The sequence below is a fragment of the Streptomyces sp. D2-8 genome (assembly GCF_023184515.1).
Taxonomy (GTDB): domain Bacteria; phylum Actinomycetota; class Actinomycetes; order Streptomycetales; family Streptomycetaceae; genus Streptomyces.
Window position 1 is genome coordinate 276485 of sequence record NZ_JAAHBP010000007.1, and the last position, 19854, is coordinate 296338.

The window sequence follows — 19854 nt, forward strand, 5'->3', positions numbered from 1 at the left end:
GGAGAGCGACGCGTCGAACGACGCCTGCTCACAGGAGATTTCACCATGCAGGCACGTATGAAGGACCTGGCTGTCGTGATCCCGGCCGGCAAGGCGCCCTTCTTCACCGACGCCGAGCGGGCGGCGATGCGTCTGGCGGAAGCGGTCACCCGCCCCGCGGGCACCACCTGAGGGCTGAGCTGGCCGACGGGACACGGACGCGGTCGCCAGCAAGGAACGAGGACACGATGAACGACCGGCTCGACATGACCGTGATGTACGCGATGCATCACGCGCTTCGGCGCGACCTCCAGCACGTCGCCCGCATCACCTCGCGCGCCGATCGCCACCCGGGCGAGGCCCTGCGTGCCGCCGCGGGCTGGGACCTTCTCAAGGTGGCTCTGCACGTCCACCACCGCGCCGAGGACGACGCCCTGTGGCCGGCCCTGCGCGGCAACCTCATCGGGAGGCCCGACGACCTCGCCCTCCTGGAGGCGATGGAGGCCGAGCACGCGGCCCTCGATCCGCTGGTCGAAGCGCTCGACAAGGCCCTGGCGGACCCGGGAACGACGCCTAACCTGGTCGGCGACCTCGCGGACTCCCTCGTCACGGGCCTGACCGGGCACCTCGCCCACGAGGAGGAAGCCGCGCTTCCGCTCGTCCAAGAGGTCGTCACGCCGGAGCAGTGGGCCCACTTCGGCCAGGTCCACGCCCAGCGGATCGGCCCCGACGCGCCCCGGCTCCTGCCCTGGCTCCTGGACGACGCCGACGAGAGGACGATCACGAAGATGCTGGCCCCCCTGCCCGGGCCGGCACGCCATGCCTACGAGCACCAGTGGCGGCCGGCCTACACGGCGCTCGCCCCGTGGGCCGGAACCCCTGTGGCCTGACCCGGCCCTGTGGAACATCAGCGCCGCCCAGGCGGTGGACGCGAACTCGGCGGGTTCTGTCCCTTCCAGCGCTGACTCGCGGATGTTCTCCCGCTCGGTCTCCCTTTGTCTCCGCCATCGCGGCGAAGAACGCGGACAGCAGCTTCCCGGGGCCGGTGGGGTCGTAGATGCCGGGCAAGGGACCGGCGGCGCCACGCCGGGGCGGGTCTTGAAGATCGAACACTGTACGCAAGGAGATTCATCATGAGACAAAGCAACAGCGGCTTCTCCGAAGCAGGGCTGCGCAGGATGCGTGACGTGCTGGCGCGGTATGTCGAGTCCGGGAAGATTCCGGGGCTGGTCGCGCTGGTCAGCCGGGGCGAGGAGACGCACGCCGAAGCGCTCGGGACGATGCGCCACGACGGCGGCCCGCCGATGCGCCGGGACACGATCTTCCGGATGGCCTCGACGTCCAAGCCGGTCGGGATGTCGGCGGCGATGGTCCTTCTCGACGAGTGCAGGCTGCGGCTGGACGACCTGGTGGATCCGTGGCTGCCCGAACTCACCGACCGTCAGGTGCTGAAGCGGATCGACGGCCCGCTGGACGACACCGTGCCAGCGCGGCGGCCCATCACCGTACGGGACGTGCTGACCTCCACGTTCGGGCTCGGCATGGATATGACGTCGCTGGGAACTCCGATCATGAACGCGGTCTTCGAGCAGGGGCTCACGCCCAATCTGCCGACGCCGATGCCCGAGCCGGACGAGTGGATGCGCCGCCTCGGCGCGCTGCCGCTGATGCACCAGCCCGGAGAGCGCTGGCAGTACCACATCGCCAGCGATCTCCTCGGCGTGCTCGTCGCCAGAGTCACCGGCCAGTCGTACGAGACGTTCCTGCGCGAACGCATCTTCGACCCCCTGGGCATGAAGGACACCGGTTTCCACGTGCCCGCCGACAAGATCGACCGGCTGCCGCCCCTCTACGCCCCCGACCCGCAGAGCGGAGAGTTCCACGTGTGGGACGAGGCCAAGGGCGGCCGCCACAGCCAGCCTCCGGCGTTCCAGGGCGGCGGCGGCGGACTGAACTCCACCGCCGACGACTACCACGCCTACTTCCGAATGCTGCTCAATGGCGGGATGCACGGGACCGAGCGGATCCTGTCCCGGGCTGCCGTCAACCTGATGACCACCAACCGCCTCGCGCCCGAGCAGCAAGCCGCCCGACACGCCATGGCCGTCAACAACGTCCATGTGTCCTTCGGTCAAGGGCAGCACGGCGGCTGGGGCTTCGGGATGGCGGTGCGCACCTACCGCGGCGACTACGCGCCCGTCGGCCAGTTCGGCTGGGACGGCGGAAGCGGTACCTCGACCTACGCCGACCCGGAAAACCAGATCACCGGAATCCTGCTCACCCAGGTCGGGACGTCCGTCCCGGACCCGGCGCGGCTCTTCCACGATTTCTGGACCACGGTCTACCAGGCGATCGACGACTGACACCGAGCCGGCGTCCCGGTCCCGGTAGACCCGAGGGTGAGAGATTCCCTTGGGCGACCCCGACCTTCAGCAAGGACGCGGTAGGCCGGGAAGACGCCAGAGATGCTTTGGAGCTCGCCGAAGCGCTGCTCGACTACACCTGCGTCTTCACCGCCAAGTATGCAGAGTTTCAAATGCGTCGATCGACGACCCCAGGCGGCAGCCCCGCTGGCAGCCCTTGAAGATCTCCACCGTCTGATGGGCGTGCATGACATCCCCGGCTGACATCAACGACGCCGGACGGGGGCGTACATCAGCGCCCTTGTCCGGCCGTCGCACCAGTCCGCAACAGCACCCGAAGCAGGCTCGGACCGAACTCCTAAAGCGGGTGTCGCAGGTTCGAATCCTGCCGGGGGCACAGCCAGAAGGGCCAGTTCAGAGGCTTGGTCCTCTCGAGCTGGCCCTTTCGCATGATCACGGTCGTGCCACACGGTCACGGCCGTTGGCCATGTGCTGCATTCCCGGTGTGTCGAAGAGCCTCAGCGGCCCCGGCAGCCACGGCCGCGTCCATGCCGGCACCAACGGACGCGGCCTCCGGTACGGCAACCCGCCCTGCCCCCAACACCCGAGCGGGGCCGCAGACACAACCGCCTGCGGCCCCGCCATGGCCGAGGGACCTCGCGCAGGCGTTGGGCGCGTCACTTCATGGGATCGCCTGTCGGCGTGGGTCAGTTCGTCAAGCGGAAGGTGGCGTCGCTGCGGGCCGTCGTGGTGGTGATCGGGTCGAGGCGGAGTTCGTAGGCGTAGTGGCGGATGTACCGGTCCGGGTGGCTGTACGACTGGAAGGACGACCATGTCGGGTCGGCGAGGCCGGCGACCTGGCGGAAGGTGGCGTCCGCGGCGAACCGGGTGGTGCCGTCGTTGTAGGCCAGCTGGAAGTCGTAGTTGGAGTGCCGCAGGAAGTGGCCGGGGAAGTTCACCGACTCGAAGGAGACGGTGCCCGAGCCCGCCAGGCCGGGCCTCAGCCGGAACTGGGCGTCCGGGCCGGTGACGTTCTGGTCGATGCGCACGTCGAGGTTGGCGTGCCGGACGTACCGGTCCTGGAAGTTGAACGACTGGAGCCGCTTGGCCGGGGTGTTGGCCCAGCGTGAGAGCACGCGGCTCTCCTCGGCGGCTGTCAGGTTGAGGATCGCGCCGTGGCGCTTCTTCGTTCCGCCCAGGTTGTAGCTTCCCGACGCCGGGAGCCGGTAGGTGCCGGCGGCGGAGGGGTTGGTCGTCGTGACCGGCATGTAGCCGCGTCCGGAGGCGTACTGGTCGAGGTACAGAGTCCACTCGTTGCGGTCCCTGAACTTCATCCACATCGGGCCTTCGACCTGGGAGCCGGTCAGGCCGATGCCGGAGAGGTTGCCGAGGTTGGTCCACGTACCGAGGATCGAGTTGCTGCCTTCGAGCGTGATCTGGCCGTCGCCGGAGGCCCGTACGTAACGGAAGTCACCGACGCCGGACGGCACCTCGACGATCTGGGTGTCGATGATGTTCTGGGTGCCGGGGCGGTCGATGTAGAGCTGCGGGGTGGTGATGGTGCGGAAGTCGGTGGTGCGGGCGTAGTAGATGCGGTGCTTGAGCACGCCGCCCCGGGTCGCGTTCGTCGCCCAGTACAGGACGTAGTCGTTGGTCTCGGGGTTCCAGATCGCTTCCGGCGCCCAGGCGTTGCGCCCGTCGGGGATCGCGCCGGCGACGTTGAGCAGCCGCGGCTGCGACCAGGTGACCAGGTCCGTCGACTCCCACACCACGAGGTTGCGGCTGCCGTTGTTCACGGAGTCGTCCCATGACTGCCCGCAGCCGATGCACAGGTCGGTCGCGATGATCCAGTACTTGTCACCGCCGGGGGCTCTGACCAGTGCGGGGTCGCGCACCCCTCGGGTTCCCACCGTGGAACGCAGGGTCATCCCGCCGCCGTTGAGGTCACTCCAGTTCAGGCCGTCCGTGCTGTGCGAGAAGTAGATCTGCTGGCCGGTCGACCCCTCCCCGATGAAGTGCGTCATCAGGTAGCCCGGGTCGGCGGCGGCGGCCCGCTGAGGTGTGGTCAGGGCCTGGCCTGTGAAAAGGAGGCAGGCGGCGAGCGATATCGCCGACAGCCTGGAGAGAAGCGCGCGCATGTGCATTTCCCCTGTCTTTCTCTGGCTTTCCGTTGCCTCGTGGTCGCCGCGCCGACGGCGTCGACTTCCTTGCCGCTGTCGCGGCTCTCAGCCGTGCCTGTCAGGTCTTCCGGCGTGACGTCATGGTTCGCTGGATCAGGATGAAGGCGCACAGCAGCACACCCGTCGCGATCTTCGTCCACCAGGAGCTGAGCGTCCCCTCGAACGTGATGACGCTCTTGATCAGGCCCAGGACCAGGACACCGAAGAGCGTGCCCAGCACATACCCGGAACCGCCGGTCAGCAGGGTGCCGCCGATGACCACGGCGGCGATGGCGTCGAGTTCCATGCCGACGGCGTGCAGCGGGTCGCCCGACTGGATGTACAGCATGAACAGCAGACCGGCCAGGGCCGAGCAGAAGCCGCTCACCGTGTACACGGCGATCTTCGTACCGCCCAGCGGAAGGCCCATGAGCAGGGCCGACTGCTCGTTGCCGCCGATGGCGTACACACGGCGTCCGAAGCGGGTGTAGTGGAGCACGTAGGCGGCGACGGCGAGGACGACCAGGGCCACGACGGCGCCGATCGACAGGTCCCCCACGCCCAGCGACACCCGCGTCTGGGCCAGGGTGCCCACCGAGGCGTCGTTGACGGAGATGGACTCCTTGCTGATGACCAGGCACAGTCCGCGGAAGAGGAAGAGCCCGGCGAGGGTGACGATGAAGGGCTGGATCTCGAAGTTGTGGATGACGTAGCCCATCAGGAAACCGCCGAAGGCGCCGACGGCCAGTGCGAGGGGGACGACCAGGAGCAGCGGTAGTCCCTGGCGTTCCACCAGCCACGCCGTGAACATGGTGGTGAAGCCGATCATCGAGCCCACGGACAGGTCGATGCCGCCCGACATGATGACGAAGGTGGCACCGATGGCGGCGACCAGCAGATAGCCGTTGTCGATGAACAGGTTGAGGAACACCTGGGGTTCGCCGAAGCCGTAGTTCTGGTACCGGCTGAGGCCACCGAGGTACATGGCGATGAACAGGGCGGCCGTGACGAGGACGGGCAGACGCCGGTCGCCGAGCAGGCGTGTGGCACGGGCACGGGAGGCGGTGCTGCCGCGCGGAGCCGCCTTGGGGGTCTGGGTGGTCGTGCTCATCGCGACACCTCCATCTTCGGGGCGGCGTCGGCCGCCGGAGCGGGCTCCACCGGGGCGGCGTCCCGGCGCGGGCCCTTGGGGCCCTTCGCGCCGAAGACCTTGGCCCGGAACTTCGGGGACTGCAGCAGGCAGACGACGATGACGACGGCGGCCTTGAAGACCAGGTTGGTCTGGGTCGGCACGCCGATGGTGTAGATCGTGGTGGTCAGGGTCTGGATGACGAGGGCGCCGACCACCGTGCCGCCGATGGAGAACCGGCCGCCGAGCAGCGAGGTGCCGCCGATCACCACGGCGAGGATGGCGTCGAGTTCGATCCACAGGCCGGCGTTGTTGCCGTCCGCGGCCGAGGTGTTGGAGCTGATCATCAGGCCCGCGATGCCCGCGCACAGCGCGCAGAACATGTAGACCATGATCTTGATGCGGGTGGACCTGATGCCGACCAGGCGGCTGGCCTCGGCGTTGCCGCCGACCGATTCGACGAGCAGGCCGAGCGCCGTGCGGCGGGTCAGCGCCACGGTGACGGCCACCACCGCGGCCACCACGAAGACGGAGAAGGGCAGGGTCAGCCAGTAGCCGCCGCCGATCAGCTTGTACGGCTCGCTGTTGATGGTGATGATCTGGCCGTCGGTGATCAGCTGGGCGACACCTCGGCCCGCGACCATGATGATGAGGGTCGCGATGATGGGCTGGATCCCCATCCTGGCCACCAGGAAGCCGTTCCACAGACCGCAGACGACCGCGGCCACCAGCCCGATGCCCATCGCGAGGAACACCGCGGACAAGGTGTTCTGGTCGGCCTGGTCGCTGATGTACGAACAGGTCAGGGCGCCGGTGATGGCGACCACGGCACCGACGGAGAGATCGATGCCGCCGGTGGCGATGACCAGGGTCATGCCGACCGCGACCAGGATCAGCGGTGAGCCGAACAGCACGATGGAGACGAGGCTGCCGTAGAGGTGGCCGTCCGTCATGTTGATCGAGAAGAAGTCGGGCGTGAAGGGGACGTTGACGAGCAGCAGGGCGATCAGGACCGCGACCGGCCAGAACAGGTGGTGATGCGTCAGTGCTCGCCAGCGGGAGGTGGTGGTCACTGGTGTTCTCCGCTCGCGATGGTCTCGAGGATCTTGCTGGTGGTGATCTCCGGCCCGTTGGTCAGCCGTGCCACCAGCCGGCGGTCGCGCAGCACTCCGATGGTGTGGCTGAGCCGGAGCACCTCCTCCAGTTCGGCCGCGATGTACAGCACCGACATGCCGTCCTCGGAGAGGGACACGACCAGTTTCTGGATCTCCGTCTTGGCGCCGACGTCGATGCCGCGCGTCGGCTCGTCCAGGATCAGCAGCTTGGGCTGGGTGATCAGCCAGCGGGCGAGCAGTACCTTCTGCTGGTTGCCGCCGCTGAGCCGGCCCACGCGGGCCTCCGGGTCGGCGGGGCGGATGTCCAGCGCCTTGATGTACCTGGCGACGAGTTCGTCGCGCTGGGAGGCCGGGATGGGCCGGGTCCAGCCGCGGGCCGCCTGGAGGGCGAGGACGATGTTCTCGCGTACCGTCAGGTCGGGGACCAGGCCCTCGCTCTTGCGGTTCTCCGAGCAGAACGCCACACCGGCCGCGATGGCGTCGTTCGGGGCGCTCATCGAGACCTGCTTGCCGCCGATGGTCACCTTGCCGCTGTCGGGGGTATCGGCTCCGAACAGCAGCCGGGCGAGTTCGGTGCGGCCCGATCCCAGCAGGCCGGCGAGGCCGAGCACCTCGCCCTTGTTGATCTGCAGGTCGAAGGGGGCGATCCCGCCGGTGCGGCCGAGCCCCTCGGCCTTGACCAGGGGTTCGCCGACGTCGGTGTGCATCTGGTGCTCGTGCAGTTCCTCGAGCTGGTCGAGGGCCTTGCCGATCATCAGCTCGATCAGCCCGACCTGGTCGAGGTCGCGGACCAGGTGCTCGCCGACCAGGGTGCCGTTGCGCAGGACGGTCATGCGGTCGCAGACCTCGTAGATCTGGTCGAGGAAGTGCGACACGAACAGGATCGCGACGCCCTCGTCCCTCAACTGCCGCATGAGGCGGAACAGTTCGAGGACCTCGTCGCGGTCGAGGCTGGAGGTCGGCTCGTCGAGGACCAGCACCTTGGTGCCGGACCCCGCGGCGTCACGGCTCCCGGTGCCCACCGACCGTACGATCGCGACCAGTTGCTGCACGGCCAGCGGGTACGAGGACAGCGGCGCGGCGACGTCGATGTCGAGTCCGAGCCGGTCGACCAGCTCCGCCGCCTCCTCGCGCATCCGCTTCCACTGGATGCGGCCGGCGCGGGTGGGTTCGCGTCCGATGAAGATGTTCTCCGCCACCGACAGGTTGGGGCAGAGGTTGACCTCCTGGTAGACCGTGCTGATGCCGGCCTGCTGCGCCTGCAGCGGGCTGCCGAACCGTACCGACTCGCCGTCCAGGGTGACTGTGCCGCCGTCCAGGGAGTAGACGCCCGTCAGCACCTTGATGAGGGTGGACTTCCCCGCACCGTTCTCGCCCATCAAGGCGTGGATCTCACCGGCGAAGAGCCGGAAGTCGACGCCCGACAGAGCCCGTACCCCCGGAAACTCTTTGACTATGCCCGTCATCTCCAGGACGGGCTGCGGCTCTGACATGGCAGCGCTCCTCGTGAATGGTCCAGGTCCGCAGGGAGCCCCCCGGCCGAGGGACGTCGGCCGGCCGGAGGCTCCCTGCCGGTGGGGACGGTCGGTCAGTACTTGCGGGTGGGGAGCGCGTCCTTGGCCTGGTCCTGCATGAAGTCGCTCTCCTTGGTCTTGATCCAGCGTTCGACCGTCTCGCCGTCCTTGACCTTCTTCACGACCTCCATCAGCTGCGGGCCGAGCAGCGGGTTGCACTCGACGATGGCGTTGATCTTGCCTTCGGACATGGCGACGAAGCCGTCCTTCACGCCGTCGATGGAGACGATGAGGATGTCCTTGCCGGGCTTCTTGCCGGCCGCCTCGATGGACTGGATGGCGCCGATGGCCATGTCGTCGTTGTGGGCGAAGAGCACGTTGATGTCCGGGTTGGACTGGAGGAAGGCCGCCATGACCTGCTTGCCGCCGGCCCGGGTGAAGTCACCGGTCTGGCTGACGACGACCTTCCAGTCGTCCGCGTGGTCCGCCTCCATGACCTCCTTGAAGCCCTTGGCGCGCTCGATCGCGGGGGCGGCGCCGGTGGTGCCCTCCAGCTGGGCGATCTTCACGGCGCCCTTGTGGCCCGCCTTCTCCAGGACCTTCTCCAGGATCTTGGCAGCGCGGCGGCCCTCGTCCGTGAAGTCGGAGCCCACCAGGGTCACGTAGAGGGAGTCGTCGGAGGTCTCGACGGAGCGGTCGGTGAGGACCACCGGGATCTTCGCGGCCTTGGCCTCCTTGAGCACCGCGTCCCAGCCCGTGACGACCACCGGCGAGAAGGCGATGACGTCGACCTTCTGCGCGATGTAGTTGCGGATCGCGGAGATCTGGTTCTCCTGCTTCTGCTGGGCGTCGGAGAACTTGAGGGTGTAACCCGCCTCCTTCGCGGCCGACTTCACCGAGTCGCTGTTGGCGGTGCGCCAGCCGCTCTCCGAGCCGACCTGGGAGAAGCCGAGGGTGATCGCCTTGCTGCCGCCGCCGGCGGAGGCGGAAGAGGTGCCGTCCTCCTTGGCGCAGGCCGCGAGTCCGGTCGCAGCCGCCACACCGACCGCGGCGGTGAGGAAGTTTCTTCTGCTGAGCATGCTTGATCTCCTTCGTTGAGCCGGCCCGGGGAGGGGACTCGGTTGCTGCGGCTTCTGACGTTCCGTCGGAAACCAGGGGGTTGATGCCGTTCTGCGGGCCGACCAATGTTCGAAATATTGAACGTGCGTGGCGCATGCCGTCAGAGGGTGGTCAGGGTGGAGTGCGGCCGGGAACGGCCGGACGCAGAGGGCGGGGAGCCGGCGAGGCGCTCGGCACCGGAGGAGCAGATCGGCGGGCGGGGCGGGATCAGGGAGGGGCCGGCGAAGTGGTCGTGTGCGCTGATGTCGCCCGGGCCGACGCGGGCGATGGGTCCGGGCTCGATGACGACCGGAGGTGCTCCGGTCGGGCCGTGCCCTCGTTCCACTCCTCGACGGCTCCAGGAGCAGGGCGCGGCTTCACTCCGCCACTGCGAAGAGGCCCTGGCGGACCGCGCTCAGCAGAGGCGCCGAGAACTCCGACTCCGGGGCGCGAACCCGGACCCGGCGGCGTCGCAGGGGGCACGGGCGCCCACTTTCGCCCGGCTTCCGCAAGGAGAGGTGCGGTCTAATCGTTGGCCGCAACCTGCCAGGGAGGTGCTGCTGTGCGCCGGATGCGCCACGGCCGTACCTCCCTCAAGTGGTCAGTGATGGGGAGGTTATATGAGCGCCCCCCGTCCCCCCTGGTCAAGAGGTTGCGCGAGAAGCAGGCCATCACGTTTGGGTAACGCGGGGCAGCGGGCGAGGGTGACGGCCTGCCGGTCGCCCGGCGCGAAAGCGCCTTCTTCGGCTGAGATATTGACGCTCGGCAGGCAGGGCCATACCTTTCGATCGCTGAACGAAGTATCGAACTCTGTGCGACATCCCGGACGATCGGCCCGCTAGCGGTCCTCCTTGCACGCTGGTCCGGGTCGGAGCCGCGAAATGAGGGCACCGTCATGACGGCGACACATCCGGCAGGACCACGGTCCGTGCGACCCGTCCCTGCCTGCTACCGCCCACGGGACGGGATCGCGAACGCCGGACGCCTCGCGCCCGGACCACGGCACGGCTCGGCTTGGGGCGGCGCCCCTCATCGCACGGTGCGCCCCTGAGGAGCTGGGGCTCGGGCGCAGGCTGAGGCCGAAACATCCGGATTCAGCTCCGGACGCTGTCTCGCCTGCCATGACCAGCGCATGCCTAGCGATCCACCGCGCGAGCGGGCGCGGACGGGCACGTCGGCAGTCTGTGACGCCAGGCGGCGCCCTCGCGATACGGATTCAGCACACATGAGGCCGGGAAGCCCCATGAACACGTGGGAACCACGGAGGGGCGCTTCCCCGGGCCAGGCGCCCGGCAGTCGACGTTTCCGCAGGTCACAACCTCGCCCAGGGGAAACTCCTCAAGCGGGTGCCGCAGGTTCGAATCCTGCCGGGGGCACCACCTGCACCGCAGGTAAGAGAGTCCAGGCCCCTCGTCCCATTCGAACGGGGGGCCTTCCTCACGCCAGGATTCCACAGAGAGCCCACATCCCCACACGCACCCCAGACGCGCCTCTCGCAGACCTGCGCGGCATCCGCCGGGAGGGCGGCCCGGGCAGGCGAGGACCCCCAAGAGGCCGGCCACACCGGACGAGATCTGGCATACTTTAAGTATGGCAACCCGGAAGATCACCATCACCGTGCCGGAAGAGCTGGTGGAATCAATCAAGGAACGCGTCGACGCGCGCGGGGTGTCCGGCTACATCGCGGCCGCCGCCGCTCATCAGGACGCCATGGATCGACTGCGCGAGTTGGCCGAACGTCTCGAAGAAGAGCACGGCGTCGTGACGGAAGACGAGCAGCAAGCAGCGCTGGACCGCATCGCCGCGATTGACGGCTGGCATGACGAGCAGCGATCACACTCGGACGAGGCCGCGTGAGCCGCACCGCCCGAGCGAAGCTGCACCGGCCGCGGCAGCGCGTCTTCGTCTTCGACTCCGAGGCTCTCTCCAAGGCGGTTCAGGGCGATCGGGAGATGACTGCGCTGATCAAGACGGCTCCCCGGCTGGACATCCCGATCGTCACCTCGGCGCTCACGACCTTGGAGGCATGGGACCCTCGCGAAACGTCGAGGCAGGCACTGTGGAACTGGACGCTGTCCCGGATCCGCATCGTGCACACGGACGACCAGGTGATCGCCATGGCGCGCGACATGCTGAAGGCAGCCGGCCTGCATGGGCACAAGTACGCCATCGACGCCATTCTGGCGGCCGTAGCCGGGCGGGAAGCCGTGCAGGGAGCTGAGGCAACCGTCTTCACCTCCGACACCGACGACATGAATCAACTCCTCGCGGGGCACGCCGTGCGAGTCGAGAAGGTCTGACGATGACGAGACGCCGCCTGTACCTCACTCCGGCCACTCGCCGGCTCCCCTGAGCAACCCGTGCCCTCGCCGGACAGCATCCACCGGCACGTATGCAGCACACACGGGAACGGGAAGCACCGCGAAGACGTGAGAACTACGGAGGAGCGTTTCCCCAGGCCAGACCCGCTCTAGTCCATATTTTCGCAGGTCACAGCCCTGCCCAGGGAAAACTCCTAAAGCGGGTGTCGCAGGTTCGAATCCTGCCGGGGGCACCAGGTCAGAAGGGCTCGCACCTACGACTTTCGTAGGTGCGAGCCCTTCTGACATCTACAGCTGACATCAACGAGCCTGGTCACTGACGACCGGGGCGTCTCCTGAGCAGGCGATCCATGTGGCTCATGGCTTCGCGCTGCGTGTCCTGGACGACGTGCGTGTAGACGTCCATGGTGATGCTGATCTGGGAGTGACCGAGGACCTCCATCACGACGCGGGGCGCGACTCCGGCCGCCGTGAGGAGGGTGGCCGTCCCGTGGCGAACGTCGTGCAACCGGATCACGCGGAGGCCGGCGGACTCGGCGACGCGGGTGAAGGAGCGGTACAGGTTGCGCGGCTCCACGGGGCGGCCGGTTCGGGTGGCGAAGACATAGTCCGACTCCGGCCACCTCTCCCCCGCCTTGGCGCGAGCGTCCGCCTGCCGTAGGCGGTGCCAGCGCAGGGGCGCGACGCAGAGGGCGGGCAGAGGGACTGCGCGGCGACGACGGCTCTTGGGGTCGTCGTCGTACAGAACGCCACGGCGGCGCTGGACCTGGTGGCGGACGTAGAGGACGCGGTTGTCGAGGTCCGACCAGCGCAGGCCCACGATCTCTCCCCGGCGGAGCCGGGCAACTTGGCGCCCGTCGAGCATCCGTTTGCCTACGCCGCGGTGAGGTTCGTTGCGCGCTTTGGTCCGGCAGGTGCCCGGCGGCAGCGGCGAGACCAGGAGGGCGGGACCTGGATCAGGAGGAGGTGGATCGTCAATGACTCTCCGCAAGAGGCGTCTTGACCAAGACCAGCCAAACTCTTTCCTTCTTCCTCAACCTCTAGTCGAATAGCGCCACTTGAAGTTCACGTGTGTCGTGCGTTGCGGATGTCCCTGACCAGGACCCCATCTACCTGCAGCCGACCGCGTCACGGGAAGGACCCCCCACAAGTGACCTACAGACCCTGGATGCTCAGGGCAGCGGCGACCAGCGTCGCCCTTGCAGCGGTGGCAGCCACGTTCTCGGCCTTCGCGGTGGCGCAGGCCACGAGGGTGCACCGACGGCGGCCGTGGACCGGCAGGATCCGATGGACCACACCGAGCACGACCACGACTTGGCGCCAACACCAAGATCGAGATCGTCAAGGAGTGCAGGGACGGCTCCACGATCTTGATCAAGGTCAGCCCCGCGGTGAAGTACGCACTCCGACCGGGGAAGCCACGACAGGCCACACCTGCGAGTGGAAGACGGCTCGTCCCCCGGAGTGCGACGGCTGTTCGACGGCTGACTGAGCAGGCCGAGCAGCCGCCTGTCCAAAGCCACCTGAGCGCCCCCGGCCCGGCATACGACTACGGCGACCAGCCGCCGTGCCCGACGACGACTGGCGCCGTCGACGGGGGGCGGCCCACGACACCCCTCGGGGAGGTGCACCCCGGCTCCCCGGGGTGCACCTCCCCTTGGCGAGAGATCGCCACGTCGAACGGAGACATACATGCCCAGCTCTCCCCTGAACCGTCGCACGTTCATCCTCCTCGGTGCCACGGTCGCCGCGGCAGCCGGCGCCCGAACATCGGTGGCCGTCGCGGCGACCTCCCCCACGGCGCTCGCCGGCGCGCCGACGCCGGTCCGGATCGTCGACGACAAGGCGACCCCCGCCACCCGCGCGCTGTTCGCGTACCTGAAGCGGCAGCAGGGCAAAGGCATCCTGTTCGGTCACCAGCACGACCTCACCTATGGCTTCACCTTCACCACCCCCGACGGCAAGGCGTCCGACACCAAGGCGGCGGTGGGCGACTACCCCGCAGTCTTCGGCTGGGACACCCTCATCCTCGACGGCGACGAACGCCCCGGCGTCGAGGGCGGGACCGAAGCCGAGAACATCGCCGCGCTCAGCCGGTGCATCCGGCAGGGAGACGCACGCGGCGGGATCAACACCCTCAGCGCTCACATGCCGAACTTCGTCACGGGCAAGAACTTCTACGACACAACGGGTCGAGTGGTCAGTCAGATCCTTCCCGGAGGCGCGAAACACGCGGACTTCAACGCCTTCCTCAACCGCATCGCGAAGGCGGTCAAGGGCGCACGGCGGCCGGACGGCACCGCGATCCCGGTCGTCTTCCGCCCCTTCCACGAGAACAACGGAGCCTGGTTCTGGTGGGGCGCCGGCCACACCACCTCGGCCGAGTTCATCGAGCTGTTCCGCTACACCGTCGAGTACCTGCGCGACACCAGGGGCGTCCACAACCTGCTCTACGCCTACTCGCCCAACTCCAGTTTCGGAGGCGACCCGACCAGCTATCTGAAGACCTACCCCGGTGACCGTTTCGTCGACATCCTCGGCTACGACTCCTATGACGAAAACGCCGGACCGACCCCCTGGCTGGACGGTGTGGTGAAGGATCTGGCGATGGTGGTCGGGCTGGCGAACGAGCGAGGCAAGGCTCCGGCCTTCACCGAGTTCGGGGAGAGCGGCACCGAGGTCCGCAACCCGCAGTGGTTCACCCAGCTGTCGCAGGCCATCCAGGCGGACCCGCTGGCCCGTCAGATGACGTACATGCTCACCTGGGCCAACTTCGGAGGCACCAAGCGTGCTTATGTCCCGTACCCGGGCCACGGCCTGCTACCGGACTTCGTCACCTACCACCAGGACCCCTACACCCTGTTCGCCGCCGATCTCCGGGGGGTGTACTCCGCTCGCACCACCGCTGTCAGGAACGCCCCGTTCATGCACCTCGTGACCCCTACGGACCGGCAGCGCGTAGTGGCCTCCAAGACCACCGTCCGGGTGCGTGTCACGCCCTCGAGGGCGAGCCGGGTCACCTACTCCGTGAACGGCGGACGCGCCAGACGGCTGCGCCTCGACGCCGACGGCTTCTACTCGGGCGACTGGTCGATCGACCCGGCCACGCGGAACAACCGCTCGGTGACCCTCACCGTGAGCGCGCGGGTGGACGGCAAGACGCTCACCGACTCGGCCGTGGTCCTCCTCACCGAGGTCCAACCGCTGCCTGCTGGTTGGGTCGACGACTTCGAGGGATACGCCGGAGACGATGTCGCCCTGAGCGAGGCGTACACCCATGTCAACTCCCACACCCTCACCCTGTCAGCCGACCATAAGTCCTCGGGCTCCTACGGACTGGCCTACGCGTACGACTTCACCGGCGCCGAGTACACCGGCACAGGCAAGCCGGTCGACGCGGACTGGTCCGCCTTCACGTCCCTTGCCCTGTGGCTGCAGGGCGACGGTTCCGCAAACGGCGGGGCGCTCCAGATCGTCGCCGGCGGAGTCGATTTCTGGTACCAGGTTCCGCTGTCCGACACGAGCGGGCAGGAGGTCAGGGCACCCTTCAACGAGTTCACGCCCGCTCCCTGGGACACCGCACACGCCGGAGCGGTGCTCGACGCGGCTCACCTCGCCAAGGTGACGGCGTTCAATCTGTACCTCGTCCATGGGAGCGGCGCGGCGGCCAAGGGCATCGTGTACGTGGACAACATCAGGGCCGAATGACACACCGGCACGCGGTAACCCCCTGCCGAATGGCACACCCGGCGCGGGGTTACCGCCGCCCGAGTCCCCTTGCGCCGAGATCACGCTTCCGTGCGGGGACCGCGCCGGACGTCCCGCGTAGGCCGCATACCGTTGCTGGAGGCCGCGGAACGAATCGTGGACGCCCTGCCAGGAGGCACCTCCGCAGAACGGATTCGGCACACATGAGGCCGGGAAACCCCGCGAACACGTGAGAACTACGGAGGAGTGTTTTCCCAGGCCAGGCACCACGCAGTCGACGTTTCTGCAGGTCACAGCCCCGCCCAGGGAAACTCCTAAAGCGGGTGCAGGTCTGACCTGGGGTTTCTCCCCCAGGGAGGGCTCCCACTCGGCCTCGGACTCCTCGTCCGGGGCCGTTTGCGTGAGCGGTGCGTGAGCGGACGGAGAGTTGATCTCCGAAATTCCTCCCGACAGATCAGCATCATCCGGCACGGACTCGTTCCAGGTGGTGCGCGGGGACCGCACTGCGGCCAAGCGGCCTACCCGCGCCGAGCAGGAGAAGGCCCGCCGCGCCGGCCAGGACAAGACCGCCCCTGAGCGGCTGCGCGCCACCGTGCGCACGGCTGTGGCCGCCGCCTCCAGCATGGAGGAGTTCGTCGACCTGCTCCGCCACATCGACGGCGTGCTCGTCGGGATCGTGTACTTCCCCTCCGGCGACGTACGCGGCTACAAGGTCGCCCTCGATGACGACGCAGGCGGCCCGATCTGGTACTCCGGCTCCAAACTCGCTCCGGACCTGTCCTTTCCCAAGATCCAAGAACGCCTGGCGAACATCGAACCGCAGCCCGCCGACCAGCCGGGTCGGCGCAGGCCCGACCCATGGCACCAGGCCACGGCCGCCACCGAGCGCATCCCCCACCGCCTCGACCAAGCCGACGACGAAGCGTCCCAGGGTCACCTCGCCGCCTTAGGTGAAGCCCTCGACGCCCTTCCCCTCCTCGCGCCCCAGCCCCTGCGTCCCCAACTCCGAGAAGCAGCGGCCGCGTTCGAACGCGCCACCCGCTCCCGCATCCAAGCCGAACACCACCACGCCCGCGCCCTGCGTGGCGCCGTCCGTGCCATGCTCCGCGAGCCCGCCCCCAAGGACGGCGCCGCCCTGGCGATGTTCCTCGACGCCGCGATCCTCGTCGTCATCGCCGCCGCCCGCTGGCACCAGCTGCGCCACCACGACCAGCAGGTCGCCGCCGCCCAGCAGACACTGCTCCACCTCCAGGCTGCCTACGAGCAGGCAGCAGCCGCACCCCTGGCCGCCCTCGCTCAGCGCCGACCGCCCCGGCAGTCCGTGGACCGGCACGTCCACTACGTATGGCAGGCCGTACCGGATCACGCCCAGCAGATCACCGAAGACCCGGAGATCGCCTACGACCACTAACCCTTCGCATCATTCATCTAGGCGGCGCGTTCGGCGCGGTGGCGGGCTTCCCGGAGTCGGACCTTCGAGGGGAGGCGGTCCAGGCCGGCCGAGTCTCGTGCGTGTGCGAGTGTTTCGCGGCTCAGTTGCCCCAGAGTCCGCGCCGGGTCCGCGTGAGGCTCCAGCAGCAGCCGTACGCGTGCGGTCGGAGCGGTACGTCGGCCCGTCAGCCGGACATGAGCCCGCGAGACCCCGTCCAGGGCTTGTGCCTCTTCCTCGATGACGTTCTCCAGTGTGCGGCCGTCGAGTCGGGCCGGCGCGCCGTCTTCGCTGTTGACGAGGACACGGTCCAGGCGGTGTCTGCGTTGCGCGAGGAGCCACCACAGCAGCAGGGCCAGCAGCACGGCGAGCACCGCGATCACGGTCGGCCACCACCAGCCCTCGTCCCGCCACCGGGTGCGTCCCTCGGTGCCCAGCACCACATCGTCGGGCCCGCGGAAGGGCCACCAGCCCGGCACGTCGAAATCCCAGTGGCGCTGCAGGTCCAGTGCGCCCAGCAGCACGCCGCCGCCCAGGGCGAACAGTCCGAGGCCGAGAATCCCGAGCAGCACCCGGTTCACCGTCTTGAGCATCAGGATCACCTCAGCCCTTCTTGGGGCGCCGGACGCGCACGGCCAGTGCGGGATCGCGGGCACTCCGGGCAGAGCGCCGCGGGAAGAGAACCGCGGCCGTGGAGAAGAAGGGTGAGAGGCCAGTGACCGAGGCGTGGACGCAGGCAGTACGAAGCCAGCTTGGCCTGGGCCGGCTGCTCCCGCTCGGCGGGCCCGACGACGGGACGTGGATCACCGAGCAAGCGGCCGTCCAGGCCCTCGGGCGCACTGCCGCCGAGGTCCCCGGTGTCCGGCTGGAGTCCCTGCGCATCGGGTCGGCGCCGCTCCAACCCGTGTCCGAGCCGGTCGTCCGTCCGCCGGCCAGCGCGCTACCACCTGGCCCCCTCGCCATCGAGGCCGCCTTCACCGCATCCCTCGCGCGGCCGCTGCCGGAGACCGCCGACGAATTGAGGAGCACACTGCTGGGCGCGGCCACGGAACGGCTCGGGCTGGCCACGGTGACGGCTGACATGCGCGTGACGGATCTCCGTGAGGTCCCGGAGGCAGGCGTGACGCCTCGGACCGCGGCGACGACGGCCATGAGGCCCACGCCGGAAGCCGCGGCCGCGCGGAGCTCGCCCTCCGTGACCGGAACAGGGTCCATGCGGGGACTCGTCGGGGAGCTGGCGGACGTCGCAGCGGGTGTGCCGGGCGTCCCCCACCTCACCGCCGTGCTGGGCAGCCGCCCGGTCAGGGTGGAGGACCATGATGATCCACCCGGCCGACACATCGAGGTTCACCTCGCGGTCGGCCCCGGACACCATCCGCTAAAAGTCGCCCGGGCCGTCCGGGAGGAGGTAGCCGAGGCAGCCACCACTGACACCCCGGGCCCGGTCACCGTCGCCGTCCTCATCACGGAAACCGCGGCCTGGCGACGGACCTCGCCGGTCACCGTGATGAGTGCCCCTCAGTGATCGGCCGGCCCCCTTCACCGGCCGTCCCCGGTTCTTCCCTGAACGTGCGCGGACCGGTTCGCCAGCCCAGTCCTGCCACGGTGTGAGACCCGCCTGGCAGGGAACCCGCATGCAGACAGGGCCTGCGCTGCCGCCGACAGACGAAGCAGACGTCGTCCTTGCTTCCGCGGTCGCGCGATGTGCATCCGGGGCGGCGGAAGCGCATCCCTGCCGTGGCCCGGTCTCTGCAACTCCCGAGGCGGCGCCTGACCATCTGCCTCCTTCGGAGAGAGCTTCAGCGACATGACCACAAACACCACGGTCCGCCCCCCGCCCTCGGGGACGTCCGGTAGTGACTTCGCCCGATTGTCGAGAAAGATTGCTGATGCCGGCCTGCTGGGGCGCCGTCCTGGCTATTACGCAGTGCGGATCACGGTGGTGGCCGTGCTCTACGTCGGTGGGTGGGCCGCCGTCGCGCTCATCGGCGACAGCTGGTGGACCCTGACCGTCGCCGCCTTCCTGGCCGTCGTCTTCGGCCAGGTCGCTCTGCTCGCCCATGACGCGGCCCACCGACAGGTGTTCCGCCGACGCCGGGCCAGCGAGGTGTCCGGACGGATCGCCGGTGCCGGTATCGGGATGGGCTACGGGTGGTGGCAGGACAAGCACACCCGCCACCACGCCAACCCCAACCACGAGGACCTCGACCCAGACCTCGACCCCGACCTGCTGGTCTGGTCCCAGGATCAGGCCCGGGCAGCCAAGGGCCTCCCCCGCCTGCTCGGCCGCTGGCAGGCGTTCCTCTTCTTCCCGCTCCTCACCCTGGAGGGCTTCAACCTGCACGTGTCGAGCGTGAAGGCACTGGCCAACCGCTCGCTCAAGCACCGAACCCTCGACGGCGCCCTGCTGTTCGCGCACTTCGCGGCATACCTGGCCGTCCTGCTCTGGCTGCTGCCGCCCGGTATGGCGATCGCCTTCCTCGCCGTCCACCAGGGCCTGTTCGGCGTCTATCTCGGCTCCCTCTTCGCGCCCAACCACAAGGGCATGCCGATCCTGACGGGCGAAGACCGCCCGGACTTCCTGCGCCGCCAGGTGCTCACCTCACGCAACGTGCGCGGCGGCAGGCTCACCGACATCGCACTGGGCGGGCTGAACCACCAGATCGAGCACCACCTGTTCCCCAGCATGCCCAGCCCCAACCTGCGCAAGGCCCGGACCATCGTCCGGCGCTACTGCGAGGACCTGGGCGTGGACTACGTCGAGACCGGGCTGATCACCTCCTACCGGAAGGCCCTCACCAGCCTCCATGAGGCCGGAGCACCGCTCAGGCATGCCCGCGTCCCTACCTAGAGACGTGCCGCAGCCATCGGAGTCAGTGATGTGGTCACGGCCAGCACGCACCGATCCAGGAGCGCGGTGATTCGGCACTCGGCGACGACTTGGAGAACCTGGCGGCGAAGATCTCGCAGGACGCGAGTCTCACGCGGCGAGCCACCTCGCCGTGCACGTGGCCGGCGTAGGGGCCGACTGGTCCCTGT

15 protein-coding genes and 2 pseudogenes are annotated in these 19854 nt (G+C 68.7%); 9 read left to right on the top strand and 8 right to left on the bottom strand.

Annotated elements, in window-relative coordinates; all coding sequences use genetic code 11:
• Window positions 1-45: 45 nt before the first annotated feature.
• The 3 genes from G3I77_RS40655 (at window position 46) to G3I77_RS14965 (ending at window position 2342) form a co-directional block, all read left to right on the top strand.
• Window positions 46-171, top strand: a complete 126-nt coding sequence (locus G3I77_RS40655; RefSeq protein ID WP_282572928.1) for a hypothetical protein — start codon at window positions 46-48, stop codon at window positions 169-171.
• Between the two features lie 56 nt (window positions 172-227).
• The gene (locus tag G3I77_RS14960; protein WP_248503932.1) at window positions 228-869 is read left to right on the top strand and encodes a hemerythrin domain-containing protein; all 642 of its coding nucleotides are present in this window, start codon (window positions 228-230) and stop codon (window positions 867-869) included.
• Window positions 870-1112: 243 nt separating this feature from the next.
• Window positions 1113-2342: a serine hydrolase gene (locus tag G3I77_RS14965; protein WP_248503934.1), complete on the top strand. Its 1230-nt coding sequence runs from the start codon at window positions 1113-1115 to the stop codon at window positions 2340-2342.
• A gap of 707 nt (window positions 2343-3049) precedes the next feature.
• Here the strand turns inward: G3I77_RS14965 and G3I77_RS14970 are convergent.
• From G3I77_RS14970 to G3I77_RS14995, 6 genes are all read right to left on the bottom strand, one after another.
• Window positions 3050-4480 carry a glycoside hydrolase family 43 protein gene (locus tag G3I77_RS14970; protein WP_248503935.1) on the bottom strand — a complete coding sequence of 477 codons (1431 nt, stop codon included), beginning with the start codon at window positions 4478-4480 and terminating at the stop codon, window positions 3050-3052.
• A 100-nt stretch (window positions 4481-4580) separates the two neighbouring features.
• The gene (yjfF, locus tag G3I77_RS14975) at window positions 4581-5612 is read right to left on the bottom strand and encodes a galactofuranose ABC transporter, permease protein YjfF (RefSeq protein ID WP_248503936.1); all 1032 of its coding nucleotides are present in this window, start codon (window positions 5610-5612) and stop codon (window positions 4581-4583) included.
• Window positions 5609-6703 (bottom strand): ABC transporter permease, encoded by a 1095-nt coding sequence (locus G3I77_RS14980; protein ID WP_248503937.1) that lies wholly within the window; start codon window positions 6701-6703, stop codon window positions 5609-5611. The genes yjfF and G3I77_RS14980 overlap by 4 nt, the downstream gene beginning before the upstream one ends.
• Window positions 6700-8238 carry a sugar ABC transporter ATP-binding protein gene (locus G3I77_RS14985; protein WP_248503938.1) on the bottom strand — a complete coding sequence of 513 codons (1539 nt, stop codon included), beginning with the start codon at window positions 8236-8238 and terminating at the stop codon, window positions 6700-6702. Before G3I77_RS14985 ends, G3I77_RS14980 begins: the two co-directional genes overlap by 4 nt.
• A gap of 95 nt (window positions 8239-8333) precedes the next feature.
• Window positions 8334-9338, bottom strand: coding sequence for an ABC transporter substrate-binding protein (locus tag G3I77_RS14990; RefSeq protein ID WP_248503939.1), 1005 nt, complete (start codon window positions 9336-9338; stop codon window positions 8334-8336).
• A 140-nt stretch (window positions 9339-9478) separates the two neighbouring features.
• Window positions 9479-9703 (bottom strand): hypothetical protein, encoded by a 225-nt coding sequence (locus tag G3I77_RS14995; protein WP_248503943.1) that lies wholly within the window; start codon window positions 9701-9703, stop codon window positions 9479-9481.
• 1244 nt (window positions 9704-10947) lie between these two features.
• Between G3I77_RS14995 and G3I77_RS15000 the strand changes: the two genes are divergently transcribed.
• Both G3I77_RS15000 and G3I77_RS15005 read left to right on the top strand, forming a co-directional pair.
• The gene (locus tag G3I77_RS15000) at window positions 10948-11214 is read left to right on the top strand and encodes a hypothetical protein (RefSeq protein WP_248503946.1); all 267 of its coding nucleotides are present in this window, start codon (window positions 10948-10950) and stop codon (window positions 11212-11214) included.
• Complete coding sequence (locus G3I77_RS15005; protein WP_248503949.1) at window positions 11211-11657, top strand: hypothetical protein; 447 nt, start codon at window positions 11211-11213, stop codon at window positions 11655-11657. The genes G3I77_RS15000 and G3I77_RS15005 overlap by 4 nt, the downstream gene beginning before the upstream one ends.
• Window positions 11658-11991: 334 nt before the next feature.
• Here the strand turns inward: G3I77_RS15005 and G3I77_RS15010 are convergent.
• Window positions 11992-12516, bottom strand: a pseudogene (locus G3I77_RS15010) (tyrosine-type recombinase/integrase); the annotation flags it as partial.
• Between the two features lie 854 nt (window positions 12517-13370).
• Here G3I77_RS15010 and G3I77_RS15015 point away from each other — a divergent pair.
• Together G3I77_RS15015 and G3I77_RS15020 are read left to right on the top strand one after the other, a co-directional pair.
• Complete coding sequence (locus G3I77_RS15015) at window positions 13371-15386, top strand: glycosyl hydrolase (protein ID WP_248503951.1); 2016 nt, start codon at window positions 13371-13373, stop codon at window positions 15384-15386.
• A 478-nt stretch (window positions 15387-15864) separates the two neighbouring features.
• Window positions 15865-16797: pseudogene (locus G3I77_RS15020) on the top strand (mobilization protein); the annotation flags it as partial.
• Window positions 16798-16814: 17 nt separating this feature from the next.
• Here G3I77_RS15020 and amaP read toward each other — a convergent pair.
• Entirely contained in the window at window positions 16815-17408 is a 594-nt protein-coding gene (amaP, locus tag G3I77_RS15025; RefSeq protein ID WP_248503953.1) for an alkaline shock response membrane anchor protein AmaP, read from the bottom strand.
• A gap of 122 nt (window positions 17409-17530) precedes the next feature.
• Here amaP and G3I77_RS15030 point away from each other — a divergent pair, with 122 nt between their 5' ends.
• Together G3I77_RS15030 and G3I77_RS15035 are read left to right on the top strand one after the other, a co-directional pair.
• Window positions 17531-18340: a hypothetical protein gene (locus G3I77_RS15030; protein WP_248503956.1), complete on the top strand. Its 810-nt coding sequence runs from the start codon at window positions 17531-17533 to the stop codon at window positions 18338-18340.
• Window positions 18341-18622: 282 nt separating this feature from the next.
• Window positions 18623-19666: an acyl-CoA desaturase gene (locus G3I77_RS15035; RefSeq protein WP_248503959.1), complete on the top strand. Its 1044-nt coding sequence runs from the start codon at window positions 18623-18625 to the stop codon at window positions 19664-19666.
• The last annotated feature ends 188 nt before the right edge of the window (window positions 19667-19854 follow it).

Coding starts and splice junctions, on each gene's coding strand:
- G3I77_RS40655 (WP_282572928.1), top strand. CDS start 46: ATGCAGGCACGTATGAAGGACCTGGCTGTCGTGATCCCGGCCGGCAAG.
- G3I77_RS14960 (WP_248503932.1), top strand. CDS start 228: ATGAACGACCGGCTCGACATGACCGTGATGTACGCGATGCATCACGCG.
- G3I77_RS14965 (WP_248503934.1), top strand. CDS start 1,113: ATGAGACAAAGCAACAGCGGCTTCTCCGAAGCAGGGCTGCGCAGGATG.
- G3I77_RS14970 (WP_248503935.1), bottom strand. CDS start 4,480: ATGCGCGCGCTTCTCTCCAGGCTGTCGGCGATATCGCTCGCCGCCTGC.
- yjfF (WP_248503936.1), bottom strand. CDS start 5,612: ATGAGCACGACCACCCAGACCCCCAAGGCGGCTCCGCGCGGCAGCACC.
- G3I77_RS14985 (WP_248503938.1), bottom strand. CDS start 8,238: ATGTCAGAGCCGCAGCCCGTCCTGGAGATGACGGGCATAGTCAAAGAG.
- G3I77_RS14990 (WP_248503939.1), bottom strand. CDS start 9,338: ATGCTCAGCAGAAGAAACTTCCTCACCGCCGCGGTCGGTGTGGCGGCT.
- G3I77_RS15000 (WP_248503946.1), top strand. CDS start 10,948: ATGGCAACCCGGAAGATCACCATCACCGTGCCGGAAGAGCTGGTGGAA.
- G3I77_RS15015 (WP_248503951.1), top strand. CDS start 13,371: ATGCCCAGCTCTCCCCTGAACCGTCGCACGTTCATCCTCCTCGGTGCC.
- amaP (WP_248503953.1), bottom strand. CDS start 17,408: ATGCTCAAGACGGTGAACCGGGTGCTGCTCGGGATTCTCGGCCTCGGA.
- G3I77_RS15035 (WP_248503959.1), top strand. CDS start 18,623: ATGACCACAAACACCACGGTCCGCCCCCCGCCCTCGGGGACGTCCGGT.